Genomic DNA, 18,874 nt, shown 5'->3' on the forward strand with positions numbered 1-18,874 from the left:
AGCTTACCAAGTATGCTAAAAGTTCTGAACTTCTTATAAAATCAATACTATTGTAATATTTTTAATATAACTTCTATAGATAAGTAACAAACTTAGGTTAGTATGATACTTGGAGAAAAAAAGAGGTGTATTAAATGTTTAAAAATGAGAATTTTAAAAAACGATACGTTAGTTTTGGAGTCTTTGCATTTGCAATTTCTTTAGTTGCTCTTGTCTTTGCATTTTCAAGTAGAAGTGTTGACACGGAATCTTTTGTAAAAAAACCAGAAACTAAAGTTATCAAAAAAGAATCAAAACTAGCTTCAAGGAATAGAGAAGTAAAAAAAGAAAAAACAAGTGACTCATCGTCTTCAAGTCAATCAAGTTCAAGGAGTCAATCAGAAGCAGTAACTTCAGAAAGTTCAGCTACTGAACCGGTAGCAGAGGTAGTTGAGACTCCTGCACAAGAGGTTAGCCCAGTAGTTCAAACACAAGAAGCCACAGTGCAACAATATGCTTCACCTACTAGTGTTTATCAGGCAAATGGTAATAGTGCAGGTGTGATTGGAAGCCAGGCAGCAGCTCAAATGGCAGCAGCTACGGGTGTTCCACAAGCAACTTGGGAGGCTATTATTGCTCGTGAGTCAAACGGTAATCCAAATGCGTCAAATCCTTCAGGGGCTTCAGGTCTATTCCAAACTATGCCAGGATGGGGATCAACTGCAACGGTTGAAGACCAGATTAATGCAGCTACTCGAGCTTACCGCGCTCAAGGTTTGTCTGCTTGGGGTTATTAGAATAAATTAACTAAAAAAGCATAAGTTAGAATGACTAACTTATGCTTTTTTGCAGTGGAAACTAACTCATTTTTTCTATAGTTTCAGCAATTTGACTTGGTGTATGATTGATGTAGTCAGCACCAGCCTTTACTAAATCAATTTCAGATCCAAAGCCCCATGTTATTCCTAGGGTTGTAATACCGGCAGATTTTCCGCCAATAATATCAAAGGGTGTATCTCCAATGATAAGTGACTCACTTGCTGAAATATTTTCTTGTTCTAAACATGCTTTTATGACGTCTGCTTTTATGAATCTATCAGGTAATGAACCATAAATGCCAGAAAAGTAGGTTTGAATTCCAAGTTCCTCAAGCATGTGTAAAGCCATAGATTCATGCTTGCTGGTGGTGACAAACAAATGATAACCAGAATTGGTAAGCTGGGCTAACATTTCTTCTATGCCCTCATACATTATAACTTGGTAGACACCAAGGTCCTGATAGTATTTTCGAAAATGTCCAATGGCAAGGTCAATGTCTTCTTGGTTGGAAAAATAACTCGAAAAAGTTGTTTCTAGAGGAGGGCCAATGTATGTTGACAAGAGGTTTACATCAGGAACTTCTAAATTAATATTTGTAAAGGTATATGTAAAGGCATTTATGATCCCTTTACTGGAGTCAACTAAAGTGCCATCTAAATCAAATAATATATTTTTCACTCTATCACCTTAATTAGTCACCGAAAATTTTTTTACTGTAATGACGGCCAGTTGGAGTTGCTGCAAGGCCTCCTTCAGCAGTCTCTCTGAAAGCAGTTGGTAAAGCTGAGCCAACCTGATACATAGCATCAATAACTTCGTCAACAGGTATCTGTGATTGGATTCCTGCTAATGCCATATCAGCTGCTATAATTGCAAAGCTTGCACCTAAAGCGTTCCTTTTAACACAAGGCACTTCAACAAGTCCAGCCACCGGGTCACAAATTAGACCTAGCATATTCTTAATAACAAAGGCAACGGCTTGACTGGCTTGGAAGGCAGTACCTCCTGCAGCTTTAACCATTGCTGCAGCACTCATTGCAGATGCAGAACCAACTTCAGCTTGACAACCTCCCTCTGCACCCGAAATAGAGGCATTGTTTCCAATAACTAATCCGAAAGCACCAGCTGTAAAGAGAAAGTCAAGTTGTTCTTCTTCATTTAATTTCAGTTTATCAATGGCAGTCGCTAAGACAGCAGGCAAGCACCCCGCAGACCCAGCAGTAGGAGTTGCACAGACAAGTCCCATTTTAGCATTTAGTTCGTTAACTGCCATGGCATTCCGAACAGCAGTAAGGACTGTTACATCAGCAAGCGTTGTACCAGATTTGATGTAGGTGTCCATTTTTAATGCATCTCCACCAGTTAAGCCACTTATAGATTTACTAGGAGTTAAACCATTCACAACAGATTCTTTCATAACTTCTAAATTCCGCCCCATAATCACACGAATCTCATCACGGGATCGACCAGTCATTTCAATTTCTGTTGCTATCATCAATTCTGCAACGTTGCCGTCATATTTTTCATTAGCTTGTTTAACAAGTTCTTCGATTGTATAAAACATGTGATAATCTTTCTAGTCAAAGAAGTTGACATTATGTAAATGTGGAATAGTTGCAATTTTATTGACAGCATCTTGACAGTCATGGGTATCAACTTCGATAATCATTATAGCCTTTTCACCAGCGCTTTCACGAGTAACATTCATCTGTGCAATATTGATCTCATATTCCGATAAAATATCAGTAACTTTAGCAATCATACCTGGAATATCTTGATGAACGATAATAAGGGTTGGTGTATTCATTGTTAGAGAAACTGAAAAACCATTTAACTCGGTTACCTGTATATTACCACCACCAATGGAAACTCCAGTAATACTCATCGATTTGTCTTTCTTTTTGACCGCTATTTTAACAGTATTTGGGTGAGGAGCATTGCTATCTTTTAAAATATCCCAATAAATACGGATTCCTCTTTGATGGGCAATTTCCAAGGAATTTTTAATATCAGGGTTATCAGTATCCATGCCAAGAATACCAGCGACTAAGGCTTTATCGGTTCCATGTCCCTGATAGGTTTTGGCAAAAGAATTATAAAGATGGAATGTGACTTCATCAGGAGTCTCACCAAAAATAGAATGGACGACTTTACCGATTCTGACAGCTCCTGCGGTATGACTACTGGATGGTCCAATCATCACAGGTCCAATAATATCAAAAACAGATTGAAATTTTTGTGTTTTCATAGTTACTCCCAAATTTTACTGTAGTTTTATTATAACAAACTAGTGGATAACTTGTCTTAATTTTTGCGACTATTAAGTAGTTGATTTCGGCTGAATTCTTGTTATAATAGTCAGTGCGTCAGAGACGCTTCAAAATCGACCTTCAAATCGACTTTTGGAAACGACGACCTTCAATCGTACGTTAAACGAAAAGATGGGAGACTATATATGACAGATAAGTCAAAAACGCGTGTCGTAGTCGGCATGAGTGGCGGTGTCGATTCATCAGTAACGGCTCTTTTATTAAAAGAGCAGGGTTATGATGTGATCGGCGTTTTTATGAAAAATTGGGATGATACAGATGAATTTGGCGTCTGTACAGCAACAGAGGATTATAAGGATGTGGCAGCAGTAGCTGACCAGATTGGCATTCCTTATTACTCCGTCAATTTTGAGAAAGAGTATTGGGATCGAGTATTTGAATACTTTTTGGCAGAGTACCGTGCAGGACGAACCCCCAACCCTGATGTTATGTGTAATAAGGAAATAAAATTTAAAGCTTTCCTTGATTACGCTCTAAATTTAGGAGCAGATTATGTAGCTACTGGACATTATGCACAAGTAGAACGTGATTCAGATGGCAGAGTTCATATGCTAAGGGGAGTGGATAATGGAAAAGACCAAACCTATTTTCTTAGTCAATTATCCCAAGAGCAATTACAAAAAACGTTATTCCCGTTAGGTCACTTACAAAAATCTCAGGTTAGGGAAATTGCTGCGCGTGCGGATTTAGCAACTGCTAAGAAGAAGGACTCGACTGGCATATGCTTTATTGGCGAGAAGAACTTCAAACAATTTTTAAGTCAATATTTACCAGCTCAGAAGGGAAGAATGAAGACCGTTGATGGTCGTGATATGGGAGAGCATGCAGGCCTAATGTATTATACAATCGGCCAAAGAGGTGGCCTTGGTATCGGAGGACAACATGGAGGTGACAATCAACCTTGGTTTGTTGTTGGTAAAGACCTTAGTCAAAATGTTTTATATGTTGGACAAGGCTTTTATCATGAATCATTAATGTCAACATCATTAGATGCTTCTATGGTTCATTTCACACATGACATGCCAAAGGAGTTCACACTAGAATGCACTGCTAAATTCAGGTACAGTCAACCAGACTGTAAAGTAAGTGTAAAGGTGTCGGGAGATAAAGCAAAAGTTCTTTTTGCTGAGCCTCAGCGTGCCATTACACCTGGACAAGCAGTAGTTTTCTATGATAACCAAGAGTGTCTAGGCGGTGGTATTATTGACCAAGCCTATAAAGATGGTCTTGTCTGTCAATATATTTAAACGTTACAAAATTGTCAACTGATAAGAGGAAAAAATGATTAGTAAATTTACACTTACTTTTATGGCGTTTTTTGCGATAATGAATCCCATTTCAAATTTACCAGCCTACATGGCTTTAGTGGCAGATGATGATCAAAAAATTTCAAAAGCTGTTGCAAAGAATAGTTTAATAATTGCTTTTATTATTATTTTGGTCGTTACTTTTAGTGGACACTATATTTTTCAAATTTTTGGAATTACGATTCACTCTTTAAGAATTGCTGGTGGTATTTTAGTGGCTTTAACTGGCTATCACATGATTAATGGTATTCATGCTCCTTTAACAAATCATCTTGGTGCAAATGAAAAAACCAACCCTATGGATATTGCTATTTCTCCTTTAGCCATGCCTCTATTTGCTGGCCCAGGAACCATTGCAACCGCCATCACCCTCTCTCAAGGAAGCTTTGAAAATCAATTAATAACCTTGACGTCATTTTTTATCCTTTGCTTAATTACTTATAGTTTACTAATTAGTGCTAAAACCATTTCACAAGTGTTAGGAAAAAATGTGATGAGCGTGATTACACGTTTGATGGGATTAATTTTAACAACAATTGGTATTCAGATGCTAGTTATAGGAATCAGAGGAGCTTTTCATATTTAGCATTTACAAGATCTTGATATGACTTGACAAATATGTAAAGCTTCTATTAAGGAATGCACAGAGAGGAACCCCTCCTTATTGACTTTTAAGATCTATTTGCTAAAATAAATTTAGAAAAACTGTGATGGTCAAAGCTCATGGAAATTGTAAGCCTTTTTGTGTACAATTTTCGCGGGTTTTGGCTATTTTTCTTTATGTAATACTTAAGTGAGGGTGTCAATGAATGATTTTAGATTTACTAAAGCACAGACAATAAGTTCAGTCAGAGCGACAGCTATCCTCGTTAGGAATGGTCAGATATTTTTAACAAGGGATAGCAAGGACCGTTATTATCCAATTGGAGGAGCCGTTCATGTCGGAGAAAGGACTGAAACAGCTGTTTCACGTGAAACGATGGAAGAGCTTGGTATAGAAATTATAGTAGAAAAGTTAGCATTCATCGTAGAGAATCATTTCTGGGATGAGGGGATTTATTGGCATAATATTGAATTTCATTATATGGTTGCACCATCACAGGAGCCTGATTTACACCTGCAAGAAGGAACTAAAATTCAACTTTGTGAATGGATAGACATCAATAGACTGTCAGAAATTGATTTAGTTCCAGAGTTTTTAAAAGATAAGTTGCCGAATTGGGACGGACAATTAAAACATATCATCAATCAGTAAAAAAAGAGGAATTTAAATGGTACATGAATTTACAGAATCTTATGACGTCATTGTTGTAGGAGCGGGTCACGCTGGTGTTGAAGCTAGTTTAGCTACAGCTCGTATGGGTTGTAAAACCTTACTTGCCACTATTAACTTAGATATGCTTGCTTTTATGCCTTGTAATCCATCAATTGGAGGGTCAGCAAAAGGGATTGTTGTCCGTGAAATTGATGCCCTTGGTGGCGAGATGGGTAAGAATATTGATAAAACCTATATTCAAATGAAAATGCTGAATACTGGAAAAGGACCGGCAGTTCGTGCCCTTCGTGCTCAAGCTGATAAGGCTTTGTATGCTAGGGAAATGAAACATACCGTTGAAAACCAAGAGAATTTGACCCTCCGTCAGAGTATGATTGATGATATTTTGGTGGAAGATGGACAAGTGGTCGGTGTTTTGACAGCTACTGGTCAGAAATTTTCTGCTAAAGCAGTTGTCGTAACGACTGGAACAGCTTTAAGGGGAGAGATTATTTTAGGTGATTTAAAATATTCTTCTGGACCTAATAATAGTTTGGCTTCTGTTACTTTAGCCGACAATTTAAAAAAGCTAGGCTTAGAAATTGGCCGTTTCAAAACAGGAACCCCCCCACGTGTTAAAGCGTCGTCAATTGATTATTCAGAAACAGAAATTCAGCCTGGTGATGATAAGCCAAACCACTTCTCATTCATGTCTAAAGATGAGGATTATTTGAAGGATCAAGTTCCCTGTTGGTTAACGTATACTAACCAGAATAGTCACGATATTATTAATAAAAACCTTTATCGTGCGCCAATGTTTTCAGGGATTGTAAAAGGTGTTGGACCTCGCTATTGTCCATCAATTGAGGATAAAATTGTCCGTTTCGCTGATAAAGAGAGACATCAGTTATTCTTGGAACCTGAAGGCCGTCATACAGAAGAAGTCTATGTTCAAGGACTTTCAACAAGTTTACCTGAAGATGTCCAAAAAGAGTTATTGCACTCGATTAAAGGTTTAGAAAATGCTGAAATGATGCGGACAGGATATGCCATTGAATATGATATTGTTCTCCCCCATCAATTGCGTGCAACGCTTGAAACCAAAGTTATTTCTGGCCTATTCACAGCTGGCCAAACTAATGGGACATCTGGTTACGAAGAGGCTGCCGGGCAAGGGATTATAGCTGGAATCAATGCTGCTCTTAAGGTACAAGGTAAACCGGAACTCATTCTTAAAAGAAGTGATGCCTACATTGGGGTTATGATTGACGATTTGGTGACAAAAGGAACGCTCGAACCGTACCGTCTTTTGACTTCTCGTGCGGAGTATCGGTTGATTTTACGTCATGATAATGCAGATATGCGATTAACAGAAATTGGTCGTCAAATTGGACTTGTTGATAATGAAAGATGGAGCGCTTTTGAAGCTAAGAAGAAACAATTTGAGAAAGAATTAAGACGTCTCGACAGTATCAAACTAAAACCTATTCGAGAGACCAATGAAAAAGTAGAAGCATTAGGGTTCAAGCCTTTAACTGATGCTATGACAGCTAAAGAATTTATGCGCCGTCCAGAAATTGATTATGCTACTGCTATTTCATTTATCGGTTCTGCTGATGAAAATCTAGATACTAAGGTTATTGAATTACTGGAAACAGAAATCAAGTATGAGGGTTACATCAATAAGGCTTTGGATCAAGTTGCAAAAATGAAACGAATGGAAGAAAAACGAATTCCAAAGAATATTGACTGGGATGCTATTGATTCTATAGCGACGGAAGCGCGTCAAAAATTTAAAAAAATTAACCCAGAAACAATTGGTCAAGCTAGCCGTATTTCGGGAGTTAACCCAGCCGATATATCTATCTTAATGGTCTATATTGAAGGAAATGGCAAAGCAAGAAGAAAGACACAATAGGTCACAAAAATGTAACCTTAATAGATAGGTAAAGCTCTGTATTTCAGGGCTTTTTTGTGATATAATAAGTCCTTAAGAGGTTATAGGATGAAAAGATTTCGTTTTGAAACCATCCATTTAATGTTGATGGGTTTAATTTTATTTGGATTATTAGCACTCTGTGTCAGTATTGTTCAATCAAGAATGCTACTTCTGTTAGCTATTTTTTTGGTGCTTTTATTTATTATTGCACTTCTTTGGTATCAAAAAGAGATTCATGAATTATCTGATTTAAATCATATTGAAATTTTAAATGAACAAACAGAGAATAATTTAAAATCATTACTGGATAAAATGCCTGTTGGGGTTGTTCAGTTTGATAAAGAAACTAACTTAGTTGAATGGTATAACCCTTATACTGAGCTAATCTTCACAAGTGAAGAGGGATTGTTTCAAAATCAAATGATTCACGATATTCTACTAGAGAAACGAAAAGGGAATATCTCTCAAACTTTTGAAGTTTCAGGAAATCGCTACACATCATATTTAGATGAAGATTCAGGTGTTTTTTATTTCTTTGATGCTTTTATAGGGAACCGTCAGACAATTGATGCCAGTATGTTGCGACCGGTTATTGGTATTATTTCAATTGACAACTATGACGAAATTACCGACAATTTAACGGATGCAGATATCTCAAAAATTAACAGCTTTATTGCTAATTTTATTGCTGACTTTATGAATACTCGTCATATTTTTTATCGTCGCGTTAATATGGATCGCTATTATTTCTTTACAGATTATCAAAATTTGAAAGAGTTAATGGATAATAAATTTGCTATTTTGGAAGTTTTTCGAAAAGAAGCTCAGGAAAGACAATTGCGTTTAACATTGAGTATGGGGATTTCCTTCGGACAAAAATACCACGACCAAATTGGCCAGGTAGCTTTAGAAAATTTAAATATTGCTTTGGTACGTGGTGGAGATCAGACTGTCATTCGAGAAAATGAAGAGGGTAAAACTCCAGTTTACTTTGGTGGTGGTTCTGTATCAACTGTTAAGCGCTCAAGAACTCGAACAAGAGCAATGATGACAGCCATTTCCGATCGTATTAAGACTGTTGACAATGTCTTCATTGTTGGTCATAAAAGGCTAGATATGGATGCTCTAGGAGCGTCAGTCGGTATGCAGTTTTTTGCTAGTAATATTATTGATAATTCGTTTGCCGTTTATGAGCCAGACGATATGGCCCATGATATTGAAAGGGCTATAGAAAGGCTACAAGCCGATGGGAAAACTCGTTTAATCAGTGTCACTCATGCTATGCGCTTAGTCACAAAGAATTCACTTCTAGTTATGGTAGATCATTCGAAAACATCATTAACACTATCTAAAGCATTCTATGAGATGTTCGAAGATGTTATTATTGTAGACCATCATAGAAGAGATGACGATTTTCCAGAGAATGCTATCTTGACCTTTATTGAAAGTGGTGCCAGCAGTGCTGCCGAACTAGTTACAGAGCTAATCCAATTCCAAAATGACAAGAAGAGACTTAGCAAGGTTCAGGCTAGTATCTTGATGGCAGGAATTATGCTTGATACTAAGAATTTTTCTACTCGAGTTACCAGTAGGACGTTTGATGTTGCTAGTTATTTGCGAAACAAAGGCAGTGATAGTGTCGAAATTCAACAAATATCAGCTACTGATTTTAATGAGTATAAACAGGTTAATGAAATTATACTCCGTGGTGAACGTATCTGTGACAATATTATTGTGGGAACAGGTATCGAAAATCATATATACACTAACGTTATTGCAAGTAAGGCAGCGGATACTCTCTTGTCTATGGCAGGAATTGAGGCCAGTTTTGCAATGGTTCAGACCCAAAGTGATAAATTTGTTATCTCTGCTCGAAGTAGGAGTAAAATAAATGTTCAACGCATAATGGAAAGGTTAGGCGGTGGAGGACATTTTAATCTAGCTGCCTGTCAAATTGAAAGCCAACATTTTGACGATGTAAAACAATTATTGATTGAGACAATTGAAAATACATTAAAAGAAACGAATGAGGTAGAATAAATGAAGGTTATTTTTTTAGAAGATGTTAAAGGTAAAGGGAAAAAAGGACAAATAAAAGAAGTCCCTACAGGTTATGCCCAGAATTTTCTTATTAAAAAAAATCTAGCGAAAGAAGCAACAAGCCAATCAATTGGTGAACTGAAAGGTAAGCAAAAAGCTGAAGAAAAAGCTCAAGCTGAACTCCTTGCAGAAGCCCAAGCTACAAAAAAAGCGCTTGATGATGAGAAAACAGTTGTTTCTTTTACTGAAAAAGTTGGTCCTGATGGGAGAACTTTTGGTTCCATTACGGCAAAGAAAATTGCTGAAGAGTTAAAAAAACAGTTCAATATTAGTGTTGATAAGAGACATATTGACTTGGATCATCCAATTAGAGCAATTGGCTTAATGGAAGTTCCTGTTAAATTACATAAAGAAGTTAAAGCAGAAATTAAATTAAAAGTTGATCAGGCTTAGGCTCTTGATTACTTAATTAGAAGTGGAGGTGTAAGAGTTGCCTGAAGTACCAGAATTAAGAGTTCAGCCGCAAGATTTACTAGCAGAACAATCTGTCTTAGGCTCAATATTTATTTCGCCGGATAAACTCATCACAGTTAGAGAATTTATTAGTCCCGACGATTTTTATAAATATTCTCATAAAATTATCTTTCGGGCAATGATTACCCTTAGTGACCGGAATGATGCTATTGATGCCACTACAGTTCGAACTATTTTAGACAACCAGGGAGATTTACAAAATATTGGTGGCTTGTCCTATATTGTTGAACTTGTCAATAGTGTCCCAACTAGTGCAAATGCGGAATATTATGCCAAGATAGTCGCGGAAAAAGCTATGCTCCGAGACATTATTTCGAGGTTGACAGACACTGTAAACTTAGCATATGAAGGGGCCTCTGATTCTGAGGATATTATTGCTGGGGCGGAAAAAGCATTAATTGAAATTAATGAACATAGCAACCGAAGTGGCTTTAGAAAAATTTCAGATGTTTTAAAAGTTAATTATGAAAATCTTGAAATTCGTTCTAAACAAACAACAGATGTCACAGGACTTCCAACCGGTTTTCGAGATCTGGACAAGATTACAACCGGTCTACATCCTGATCAACTCATTATTCTTGCAGCACGTCCAGCTGTTGGTAAAACAGCCTTTGTACTCAATATTGCTCAAAATGTTGGAACTAAACAGAAACAAGCGGTTGCCATTTTCTCTTTAGAGATGGGTGCGGAGAGCTTGGTTGACCGGATGCTTGCAGCGGAAGGCATGGTGGATTCTCATAACCTAAGAACGGGACAATTAACAGAGCAGGATTGGAATAATGTAACGATAGCTCAAGGGGCACTTGCAGAGGCTCCTATTTATATTGATGATACACCGGGTATAAAGATTACTGAAATTCGTGCTAGAGCACGTAAGCTTTCTCAAGAAGTAGAAGACGGATTAGGGCTTATTGTTATTGACTATCTTCAGTTAATAACAGGAACTAAGCCAGAAAATCGACAGCAAGAAGTTTCAGATATATCACGTCAACTTAAAATATTAGCTAAAGAGTTAAAAGTTCCTGTCATAGCACTTAGCCAATTATCGCGTGGTGTTGAACAAAGACAAGATAAGAGACCAGTATTGTCAGATATCCGTGAATCAGGATCAATTGAGCAAGACGCTGATATTGTTGCTTTTTTATACCGGGATGATTACTATCGTAAAGAAGGCGAAGAATCTGAAGATACTATAGAAGACAATACAATCGAAGTTATTTTAGAAAAAAACCGTTCTGGAGCGCGTGGAACCGTAAAATTAATGTTCCAAAAAGAATATAATAAGTTTTCAACCATTGCACAATTTGAAGAGAGATAAGAGGAGTAGAGTATGAGTGACGCATTTGCAGATGTTGCAAAAATGAAAAAAATTAAAGAAGATATTAAAGCTCATGAAGGTCAGTTAGTGGAATTGACCTTGGAAAACGGTAGAAAAAGAGAAAAAAATAAAATTGGTCGTTTGATAGAAGTTTATAGTTCTTTATTTATTATTGAATATAATGACAACGCTGGTCAATCTGGAGGTTATAACAATACCTATGTTGAATCTTACACCTATTCAGACATTCTAACAGAAAAAACCTTAATTAGGTATTTAGATTAAAAAGGGGTGTAAGAAGTAGCTAAATTTTAAAATATGATTTACAGATGCTGATAATCATGTTATAATAAAGCTTGTGTGAAATAATAGCAGAAAAATATGAAGCTCGTCAACAGGTGGTTATCTATTCAAGTAACCTTTGCTGTTTAGGTGAAAACTCTCTGCACGAATCAGGATTTTTCAAACAGTTATTTCCTCAAAATATTTAGAGGAGGACATTAAATATGTCACGTTATACTGGTCCATCATGGAAACAATCACGTCGCCTTGGCTTATCACTTACAGGTACAGGTAAAGAATTGGCACGTCGTAACTACGTACCAGGTCAACACGGTCCTAACAACCGTGGTAAACTTTCAGAGTACGGTCTACAACTTGCTGAAAAACAAAAATTACGTTTTTCTTACGGTTTAGGTGAAAAACAATTCCGTAACTTGTTCGTACAAGCTACAAAAATCAAAGAAGGAACTCTTGGTTTCAACTTTATGGTTCTTTTAGAACGTCGTCTTGACAATGTTGTTTACCGTTTAGGTCTTGCAACTACTCGTCGTCAAGCACGTCAATTTGTTAACCATGGTCATATCCTTGTTGATGGCAAACGTGTTGATATTCCTTCATACCGTGTTGAACCTGGCCAAGTCATTTCAGTTCGCGAAAAATCAATGAAAGTTCCTGCAATCCTTGAAGCTGTAGAAGCTACACTTGGACGTCCAGCATTCGTATCATTTGACGCAGAAAAACTTGAAGGTTCATTGACGCGCTTACCAGAACGCGATGAAATCAATCCAGAAATTAACGAAGCACTTGTCGTTGAATTCTACAACAAAATGCTTTAATTCTTACATTGAATACTTTAAAAGCCTATTTAATAGGCTTTTTTTTGATGGCTTGACTAAGGAAAAATGAGATAGAAAAACAGTCCTTTTTTGGGATTATTTTGACCGACTAAGCATTTTTAAGACAAAATCAGTCATTTGTTGAGGAGTTTCTTTTTTTCCTCTAGCAATCCAGGTCTGGCAAGTACCAAAGAAAGCGTAAGCTAAGTAAATACTTTGATAATCTAGTTCAATTTTTGACATTCCTTCCTTTGCAAGTCGTTCGTGCAATTCCGATGAAATTAAAATCCGGACCTTGTTAATGATAAAGTTCTGAAGTTCTTTAGTTCCATTTGATGAAATGAGAGCAGATAATAGTTTTTCACGTGATAAGAAAGTGAATACTTCTAAAAAAGTTTGCTGGTTATCTTCATAATCTTTATCAAAAATATACTCAAGCTGATGAAATAAGGTTTGTTGGTAACTATCAATCATTTCGTATTTATCACGGTAATGCGTGTAGAAGCTGGATCGGCTGATACCTGCTGTTTCCGCTAACTCAGTTGTTGAAATATCGTCAAAGCTCTCTTTATTTAAGAGTTTAACCATTGCATCTAATAAGGCTCGTTTTGTATTTTCTTTGCGGTTATTCTGCATCAAGTTCTCCTTTTTGAACATTTTGGACAATGTGTCTAAATTCAACCGTAATTTCTTGAGTTTTTTTTGCTTCAATGTATAATATATTTTATCATAAAATGAATTAAGTACAATTGTTTGAGGAGTAAAAATGTTAGAAGAGTTAAAAGCACTTTTAAAAAATCCAAAATTAATCATCACAATGATAGGCGTAGCATTGGTTCCAGCCTTATATAATTTATCCTTTCTTGGATCAATGTGGGATCCTTATGGTCGTGTAGAAGATTTACCGATAGCAGTAGTTAACCATGATAGGGCAGCTAAGTTGAATCAAAAGGATTTACATATTGGTAAGGATATGGTAGACAAGATGTCTAAAAATAAAGATTTAGATTATCATTTTGTTTCAGAGAAAAAGGCTGAAAATGGCCTGCGAGATGGCGATTACTATATGGTTGTCACCCTACCTAAAGACCTTTCGAAGAAGGCAACTACTTTATTAGAGAATAATCCTGAGAAGTTAGTTATCCAATATCAAACAAGTAGAGGTCATGGCATGGTCGCTTCAAAAATGAGTGAAGCAGCTATGGCTAAACTGAAATCATCGGTCTCTGATAATATCAGTCGAACTTATACAACCTCAGTTTTTCAAAGTATGAGTAACCTTCAGACTGGTTTAGAGGATGCTTCGACAGGTAGTGGGCAATTGGCTCAAGGTGCAAATAGTGCCAAAGTGGGTAGTCAAGAGATAACAAGGAATCTTGGAAGTCTTGCTAATGGTAGTCAAACCTTAAATCAAGGAGTTAATCAGCTTAATTCGGGATTAGTAACTTATACTGGCGGTGTAAGCCAATTGAATAATGGTATCAGCAAATTCTCTTCGCAGCTGCCCCTCTATTTAGATGCGATTAGTCAACTCTCTAATGGAGCAGGCCAACTAACAGCCGGTTTAAATAAGTTAGCATCAGAAACTACAATGAGTCAAGAAGAGACGCAAGGAGTTCAAGCTTTACAAGTAGGCTTACCACAGCTGAATAATGCTATACAAGAACTTAATAATGCTGTAAGTGGCCTGTCTGTCCCAAATACAGCTGACTTGATGGAAGCCTTAACTGGAATTTCAAATTTAGCGCAGGGGATTATTGATAGTGAAGCTAGTTCAACAAGTAGTAAGTTGGCTTCATTACAAGCGACATCCACTTATAAAAGTTTAACTCCTGAACAGCAAGCTGAATTGAGTCAGGCTATCTCGGCAACCCCATCGAATGCGACAGCGGGTGCTCAAAGGATTCTTGCTATCACAACAGTCTTGAAAACAAAATTAGCAAACTTGCCGAATAATTCAAATGTGAGTCAGTTACAAGCTAGTGTTAATAAAATTGCTAATTTATCGAATCAAGCTTTACCGCAAGCCAGTGCTGCACTAGTAAAACTTTCAGCTGGGGTAAAATCTGTCAATAGTGGTGTTACAAATCAACTTTTACCTGGAAGTTACAAGATAAGTTCAGCTCTTGCAAGTCTTAATAGCAAAAATCAAGAGATACTGACAGGATTGACAGCTATTTCAAGTGGCTCTAAACGGTTGAATGCTAATTCCAATGCTCTATTGGATGGAACTCAGAAGTTAGCTACAGGAACTAATGATTTGTCACAAGGAGCTATTCAGTTGACAAACGGTAGTGCTAAGTTGACAGATGGTTTGACAACTATGTCAAGCGGCTTATCAACTTTACAAATGTCATTGGCAGAGGCTTCTCACAAGCTTAATTTAGTAAGTGTCAAAGAAAAGAATGCTAAAGCGGTAGCTTCCCCAGTGGCCTTATCTGAAAAAGATAACGATAGTGTTAAAACTAACGGTATTGGTATGGCTCCCTATATGATAGCTGTTTCATTAATGGTAGTAGCCTTATCAACTAATGTTATCTTTGCTACTTCGCTGTCAGGAAGACCAGTTAAAAATCGTTGGGATTGGGCTAAACAAAAATTCATTATCAATGGTTTTATATCAACTTTAAGTTCCTTGATTCTATATGGAGCTATTCAATTCCTTGGATTTGAAGCAAATTATGAACTAAAAACTTTAACTTTCATTATCTTAAGTGGTTGGACCCTTATGGCATTAGTGACTGCTCTTGTTGGTTGGGATGATCGTTACGGTTCCTTTGCTTCTCTAGCAATGTTGTTATTACAAGTAGGTTCGTCAGGAGGTTCCTACCCGATAGAATTAAGTGGTCGATTCTTCCAAACCTTACACCCATATCTCCCAATGTCTTATATTGTTTCAGGTTTACGCGAAACAATTTCTTTGACTGGTCATATTGGACTTGAAGTCAACATTTTGACAGGATTTTTAGTAGGCTTCCTAGTACTTGCTCTAATTATTTATCGCCCAAAAAACTCACAGTAAGGAGTAAAAATGTCTTTCTTAACATTGCTTTTATCAACTTTGACAGCATGTGAACAGCTCTATATTATGTATTTAGAGACTTTTGCAACAACTTCGGTAACAACACAGAAAGTATTTCAGTTGACACAAGCGGAATTAAAAGATAAAACAATAGTGAATCTCTTTAAAAATCAAGGAATTTACAATGGAGTGATTGCTTTTTTACTTTTATATGGAATCTTTATATCGCCTAATAGTGAGATTGTTGCTCTATACTTAATTAATGTTATTACTGTGGCTATATATGGGGCAATAAGCGTAGATAAGAAAATTCTTTTTAAACAAGGTAGCTTAGCTATTCTGGCCTTAATCAGCATGATTTTATAGCAAAATGAGTCTGGGACAAAAAGATATTAATTTTTGAGATTCCCTGCCATTAATTTTTCCAATTGATAAATGAAACCCAAAAAGCGAACAAAACTCATTTTCTGATACTCAGAATACTGTCTTGTTCGCTTTTTATATTTGAGCTTAGACTTTTGTCCCAGACTTTTCTTTTATTCTACTGTAATGTCACCAACTTTATTGATAATGTTTAGTTGGTTTTTAGAATCACTTTTTAAATTAGTAGTTATTTCGGAGTCATCTGAATTTTTATTGGTTTTAAGTGCTAAATCATGATCTTTTAACTGAATGTCAGCGTTACCCCTGTTTAACTTTAAACTGTTTTTATCGTTAAAGGTGATATCAGTGGCGGTGAAATCGCCAGCTTTCAATATTAACTGTGAGTTTGCAATACTTGAAGAACCAAATTCCAGATTTCCGGCATTAACATTTATCTTACTATTACTAATATGACTGTCGTTAACTGTCACCTCGCCTGTATGGAGAGTTAATTGTCCTTCCATTATCTTAGAAGAATCAACGGAAAAATTTCCGGTTGATAATAGGAAGTCAATTGTTTGAATTTGACTATTTTCTATCTGTAATTCCCCAGTTTTTAATTTCCCTTTTAAACTAGTGAGTTTCCTACCCTTAGGAAGGGTAATTTGAATAGAGTAGTCAGATTTTACGTCAAAATAACTATTTTTTTGAATATTAGTGAGATTTCGTAAGGTCAAGAAATTGATGATTGGTTTACGTTTAAACATTTTAGACTTGTCACTTATGGATAAGGTCTTCCCTGTTTGCTCAATTTTGACAGGATATTTTTTATCGACATAATAAGTAATGCTGGCTTTCTCTTGATTTCCGGTTTTTATGATAATATCTGAAACATTGCAGTCAAGTAAAAGATGATCAAAGTCTGCTATTTTTTCAGTTTTATAATGCTTATTCTTTGATGAATTGGTATAAGGTGATAAATCTGACCAGCCACCTCTAACGTAGCCTAAACCAGCCAAGGTGACTCCTGAAAGCAATAAACAAAGCGCTGTAATAAAGCTTATTTTTTTCAAAGTTCTCATACTGTTTGACCTTTCTTTATCATTTTTTGAATGAGGAGTGCTCCGCCACGTATAAGGGCGGCACAGGCTTCAAATCCAAGTATTATAGCTAAGAGAGAGCCGCCAATCATCATTAGGCCCATACCCAAGCTAAGAATTGTTGAGTTGATAGAAGTTGATAAGTAGCTAAAACTGTCAAATAAGACATAACAACCATTGGCGAAAAATGAGATGCCTAGAACAATTAATGAAAATATGAGTGCTGCAATGACTACTATTATAGCAAAAATTAGGCTTAAGATAGCGAGGAAGATTGGTATCGCAGTAGGTGCTGCTAGGATTGACAGAATTGTCAACCAAATAATTTTGGCGTAGTGTTTAGGTCTCTTGTTTTCAATTTCAATTTTACCTTCAAGTAAACGGCCTATAATTTCACTGGCTGCTTCTTTAGGACTGCCTAGATCAGCAATGACTTTTTCTTCATTTTCAGGACCAGCTTCGTCAAAGTATTCGGTAAAGTAATCCATTGCTTCTAGATAATCGTCTTCTGGCAATTTTCGGAGCTGATTTTGTAGCTCTGCTAAATAGTCAGTTCTTGTCATGGCGGAGACTCCCTTCTATAATTGCATCTAAACTTGCTTTATAGTTTTGCCATTCTTCTTCAAGAAAAGCAAGTTGTGTTTGTCCTTCTGTCGTTAATTGATAGTACTTACGTTGGCGTCCTTGATGTTCTTGGCTATAGGTTCTGAGATAATCGGCCTTCTCCAACTTTTTGAGGATGGGATAGAGGGTCGATTCCTTAATGTTGCTGACCAGTTTGATGTTTTGGCTGATATCATAGCCATAGGAATCCTGGTCTTTGACGATAGACAAGATTAAAAATTCAATCAAGGTAGCTGATACGGGAAAATACATACCATTACCTCCTTCAATGGGTAAAAATTTTATATATAAATATTTTATACATAAAGTATATGATAAAAATAAAGAGAAGTCAATAGATAATATATAAAAATTTTATATATTTTAAAAAGTAATTTCTTGACCTTCCTTACTATTTTTTGTAATCTTGGGACATAAGAAGAACGAGAAGGAACAATATGAAGAAAACAATTAAGGATTTGATTAAAAACCATAAACCAGAGCCCTTGGGTGAACAAAAAGAGTATGCAGTTTTTTTACCTCTACTTTGGCAAAATGAAGGGTGGTATATTTTGTATGAGGTAAGGAGTCAACATATTTCCCAGCCGGGTGACGTATCCTTTCCAGGTGGTCGTGTTGAAAAGAATGAAACATCTCAAAATGCTGCTATTAGAGAAACTATGGAAGAATTGAATGTTTCTGCAGATAAAATAGAAATCTGGGGTGAAATTGATTACATCGTTCAATCGAAGCGGACGATTCATTGTTTTGTGGGCCAGTTACATTGTCAAGATTGGCAAGCATTAGCTTATAATGAAGAAGTTGATCATCTTTTTGTAGTTCCGTTAGACTATTTACGGAAAACAAAGCCGATTTATTATGACTTGCCTCAAAGCGTTAAAGAAGAAAGTAATTTTCCTTTTGATCGGATTCGCAACGGCCAAAAATATGCTTTCTCAAATCAGGTTGCGCATATTCCTTTCTATGAAGGGTTAGAGGAGACCATTTGGGGCATGACTGCTCAGTTTACAGATTGTTTCATTCAACTGATAAAAGATAGTAATAAAGAATAGTATCCTGGCAGAGAGTAAGTAATTTTTTCAATTATTGTTTTTGAATGTGGAAAAGGTATGACCTAACAGACAAA

General features: G+C 36.4%; 20 protein-coding genes. 13 read left to right on the plus strand and 7 right to left on the minus strand.

The features are described 5' to 3' along the window. Nucleotides 1-134: 134 nt before the first annotated feature. Nucleotides 135-776 (plus strand): transglycosylase family protein, encoded by a 642-nt coding sequence (locus tag STRPS_RS04740; RefSeq protein ID WP_007891626.1) that lies wholly within the window; start codon nt 135-137, stop codon nt 774-776. Nucleotides 777-837: 61 nt separating this feature from the next. Here the strand turns inward: STRPS_RS04740 and STRPS_RS04745 are convergent, their stop codons facing one another. The 3 genes from STRPS_RS04745 to sdaAB are packed head-to-tail and all read right to left on the minus strand — an operon-like array spanning nt 838 to nt 3,046. Next, nucleotides 838-1,476: an HAD hydrolase-like protein gene (locus STRPS_RS04745; protein WP_007891596.1), complete on the minus strand. Its 639-nt coding sequence runs from the start codon at nt 1,474-1,476 to the stop codon at nt 838-840. Between the two features lie 13 nt (nt 1,477-1,489). Then, the gene (gene sdaAA, locus STRPS_RS04750; protein ID WP_007891609.1) at nt 1,490-2,362 is read right to left on the minus strand and encodes an L-serine ammonia-lyase, iron-sulfur-dependent, subunit alpha; all 873 of its coding nucleotides are present in this window, start codon (nt 2,360-2,362) and stop codon (nt 1,490-1,492) included. A gap of 12 nt (nt 2,363-2,374) precedes the next feature. After that, on the minus strand, nt 2,375-3,046 hold the full coding sequence (sdaAB, locus tag STRPS_RS04755) for an L-serine ammonia-lyase, iron-sulfur-dependent subunit beta (RefSeq protein ID WP_007891639.1): 672 nt from the start codon (nt 3,044-3,046) through the stop codon (nt 2,375-2,377). A 207-nt stretch (nt 3,047-3,253) separates the two neighbouring features. Between sdaAB and mnmA the strand changes: the two genes are divergently transcribed. The 9 genes from mnmA (at nt 3,254) to rpsD (ending at nt 12,639) form a co-directional block, all read left to right on the plus strand. Further along, nucleotides 3,254-4,375 (plus strand): tRNA 2-thiouridine(34) synthase MnmA, encoded by a 1,122-nt coding sequence (gene mnmA, locus STRPS_RS04760; protein WP_007896478.1) that lies wholly within the window; start codon nt 3,254-3,256, stop codon nt 4,373-4,375. A gap of 34 nt (nt 4,376-4,409) precedes the next feature. Continuing rightward, complete coding sequence (locus STRPS_RS04765; RefSeq protein WP_007891585.1) at nt 4,410-5,021, plus strand: MarC family protein; 612 nt, start codon at nt 4,410-4,412, stop codon at nt 5,019-5,021. A gap of 219 nt (nt 5,022-5,240) precedes the next feature. Next, nucleotides 5,241-5,690, plus strand: a complete 450-nt coding sequence (locus tag STRPS_RS04770) for an NUDIX hydrolase (RefSeq protein WP_007891640.1) — start codon at nt 5,241-5,243, stop codon at nt 5,688-5,690. A 16-nt stretch (nt 5,691-5,706) separates the two neighbouring features. Next, nucleotides 5,707-7,608, plus strand: a complete 1,902-nt coding sequence (gene mnmG, locus STRPS_RS04775) for a tRNA uridine-5-carboxymethylaminomethyl(34) synthesis enzyme MnmG (RefSeq protein WP_007891547.1) — start codon at nt 5,707-5,709, stop codon at nt 7,606-7,608. Nucleotides 7,609-7,695: 87 nt separating this feature from the next. Continuing rightward, nucleotides 7,696-9,669 carry a DHH family phosphoesterase gene (locus STRPS_RS04780; protein ID WP_007891614.1) on the plus strand — a complete coding sequence of 658 codons (1,974 nt, stop codon included), beginning with the start codon at nt 7,696-7,698 and terminating at the stop codon, nt 9,667-9,669. After that, on the plus strand, nt 9,670-10,122 hold the full coding sequence (rplI, locus tag STRPS_RS04785; RefSeq protein ID WP_007891600.1) for a 50S ribosomal protein L9: 453 nt from the start codon (nt 9,670-9,672) through the stop codon (nt 10,120-10,122). It begins immediately after the preceding gene. A 37-nt stretch (nt 10,123-10,159) separates the two neighbouring features. Continuing rightward, nucleotides 10,160-11,521 (plus strand): replicative DNA helicase, encoded by a 1,362-nt coding sequence (gene dnaB / locus STRPS_RS04790; RefSeq protein WP_007891582.1) that lies wholly within the window; start codon nt 10,160-10,162, stop codon nt 11,519-11,521. Nucleotides 11,522-11,533: 12 nt separating this feature from the next. Then, on the plus strand, nt 11,534-11,806 hold the full coding sequence (locus tag STRPS_RS04795) for a Veg family protein (RefSeq protein WP_007891642.1): 273 nt from the start codon (nt 11,534-11,536) through the stop codon (nt 11,804-11,806). A gap of 221 nt (nt 11,807-12,027) precedes the next feature. After that, the gene (gene rpsD, locus STRPS_RS04800) at nt 12,028-12,639 is read left to right on the plus strand and encodes a 30S ribosomal protein S4 (RefSeq protein ID WP_003084382.1); all 612 of its coding nucleotides are present in this window, start codon (nt 12,028-12,030) and stop codon (nt 12,637-12,639) included. 96 nt (nt 12,640-12,735) lie between these two features. Here rpsD and STRPS_RS04805 read toward each other — a convergent pair whose 3' ends face one another. Beyond that, nucleotides 12,736-13,275 (minus strand): TetR/AcrR family transcriptional regulator, encoded by a 540-nt coding sequence (locus tag STRPS_RS04805; protein WP_007891603.1) that lies wholly within the window; start codon nt 13,273-13,275, stop codon nt 12,736-12,738. Nucleotides 13,276-13,405: 130 nt separating this feature from the next. On the opposite strand from STRPS_RS04805, the gene STRPS_RS04810 reads away from it, so the two are divergent. After that, on the plus strand, nt 13,406-15,661 hold the full coding sequence (locus STRPS_RS04810; protein WP_007891605.1) for a YhgE/Pip domain-containing protein: 2,256 nt from the start codon (nt 13,406-13,408) through the stop codon (nt 15,659-15,661). Nucleotides 15,662-15,670: 9 nt separating this feature from the next. Then, entirely contained in the window at nt 15,671-16,027 is a 357-nt protein-coding gene (locus tag STRPS_RS04815) for a DUF1304 domain-containing protein (protein ID WP_007891571.1), read from the plus strand. A gap of 170 nt (nt 16,028-16,197) precedes the next feature. On the opposite strand, the gene STRPS_RS04820 is transcribed toward STRPS_RS04815, so the two are convergent. From STRPS_RS04820 to STRPS_RS04830, 3 genes are read right to left on the minus strand one after another with little or no spacing between them, the layout of a single operon-like run. Next, complete coding sequence (locus STRPS_RS04820; protein WP_007893563.1) at nt 16,198-17,106, minus strand: DUF4097 family beta strand repeat-containing protein; 909 nt, start codon at nt 17,104-17,106, stop codon at nt 16,198-16,200. After that, nucleotides 17,103-17,687 (minus strand): DUF1700 domain-containing protein, encoded by a 585-nt coding sequence (locus tag STRPS_RS04825; RefSeq protein ID WP_007893558.1) that lies wholly within the window; start codon nt 17,685-17,687, stop codon nt 17,103-17,105. Before STRPS_RS04825 ends, STRPS_RS04820 begins: the two co-directional genes overlap by 4 nt. After that, complete coding sequence (locus tag STRPS_RS04830) at nt 17,674-18,000, minus strand: PadR family transcriptional regulator (RefSeq protein ID WP_007893567.1); 327 nt, start codon at nt 17,998-18,000, stop codon at nt 17,674-17,676. The genes STRPS_RS04825 and STRPS_RS04830 overlap by 14 nt, the downstream gene beginning before the upstream one ends. A 185-nt stretch (nt 18,001-18,185) precedes the next feature. Between STRPS_RS04830 and STRPS_RS04835 the strand changes: the two genes are divergently transcribed. Next, nucleotides 18,186-18,800 carry an NUDIX hydrolase gene (locus STRPS_RS04835; RefSeq protein WP_007893556.1) on the plus strand — a complete coding sequence of 205 codons (615 nt, stop codon included), beginning with the start codon at nt 18,186-18,188 and terminating at the stop codon, nt 18,798-18,800. The last annotated feature ends 74 nt before the right edge of the window (nt 18,801-18,874 follow it).

This window comes from Streptococcus pseudoporcinus LQ 940-04, from assembly GCF_000188035.1.
In the GTDB taxonomy this organism is placed as follows: domain Bacteria; phylum Bacillota; class Bacilli; order Lactobacillales; family Streptococcaceae; genus Streptococcus; species Streptococcus pseudoporcinus.

Bases quoted from the DNA above. Each gene is read 5' to 3' on its own strand.
- STRPS_RS04765 (WP_007891585.1), top strand. From the start codon at position 4,410: ATGATTAGTAAATTTACACTTACTTTTATGGCGTTTTTTGCGATAATG.
- sdaAA (WP_007891609.1), bottom strand. From the start codon at position 2,362: ATGTTTTATACAATCGAAGAACTTGTTAAACAAGCTAATGAAAAATAT.
- sdaAB (WP_007891639.1), bottom strand. From the start codon at position 3,046: ATGAAAACACAAAAATTTCAATCTGTTTTTGATATTATTGGACCTGTG.
- STRPS_RS04805 (WP_007891603.1), bottom strand. From the start codon at position 13,275: ATGCAGAATAACCGCAAAGAAAATACAAAACGAGCCTTATTAGATGCA.
- STRPS_RS04820 (WP_007893563.1), bottom strand. From the start codon at position 17,106: ATGAGAACTTTGAAAAAAATAAGCTTTATTACAGCGCTTTGTTTATTG.
- STRPS_RS04795 (WP_007891642.1), top strand. From the start codon at position 11,534: ATGAGTGACGCATTTGCAGATGTTGCAAAAATGAAAAAAATTAAAGAA.
- STRPS_RS04780 (WP_007891614.1), top strand. From the start codon at position 7,696: ATGAAAAGATTTCGTTTTGAAACCATCCATTTAATGTTGATGGGTTTA.
- STRPS_RS04770 (WP_007891640.1), top strand. From the start codon at position 5,241: ATGAATGATTTTAGATTTACTAAAGCACAGACAATAAGTTCAGTCAGA.
- rpsD (WP_003084382.1), top strand. From the start codon at position 12,028: ATGTCACGTTATACTGGTCCATCATGGAAACAATCACGTCGCCTTGGC.
- STRPS_RS04740 (WP_007891626.1), top strand. From the start codon at position 135: ATGTTTAAAAATGAGAATTTTAAAAAACGATACGTTAGTTTTGGAGTC.
- mnmG (WP_007891547.1), top strand. From the start codon at position 5,707: ATGGTACATGAATTTACAGAATCTTATGACGTCATTGTTGTAGGAGCG.
- STRPS_RS04825 (WP_007893558.1), bottom strand. From the start codon at position 17,687: ATGACAAGAACTGACTATTTAGCAGAGCTACAAAATCAGCTCCGAAAA.
- mnmA (WP_007896478.1), top strand. From the start codon at position 3,254: ATGACAGATAAGTCAAAAACGCGTGTCGTAGTCGGCATGAGTGGCGGT.
- rplI (WP_007891600.1), top strand. From the start codon at position 9,670: ATGAAGGTTATTTTTTTAGAAGATGTTAAAGGTAAAGGGAAAAAAGGA.
- STRPS_RS04835 (WP_007893556.1), top strand. From the start codon at position 18,186: ATGAAGAAAACAATTAAGGATTTGATTAAAAACCATAAACCAGAGCCC.
- STRPS_RS04815 (WP_007891571.1), top strand. From the start codon at position 15,671: ATGTCTTTCTTAACATTGCTTTTATCAACTTTGACAGCATGTGAACAG.
- STRPS_RS04810 (WP_007891605.1), top strand. From the start codon at position 13,406: ATGTTAGAAGAGTTAAAAGCACTTTTAAAAAATCCAAAATTAATCATC.
- STRPS_RS04830 (WP_007893567.1), bottom strand. From the start codon at position 18,000: ATGTATTTTCCCGTATCAGCTACCTTGATTGAATTTTTAATCTTGTCT.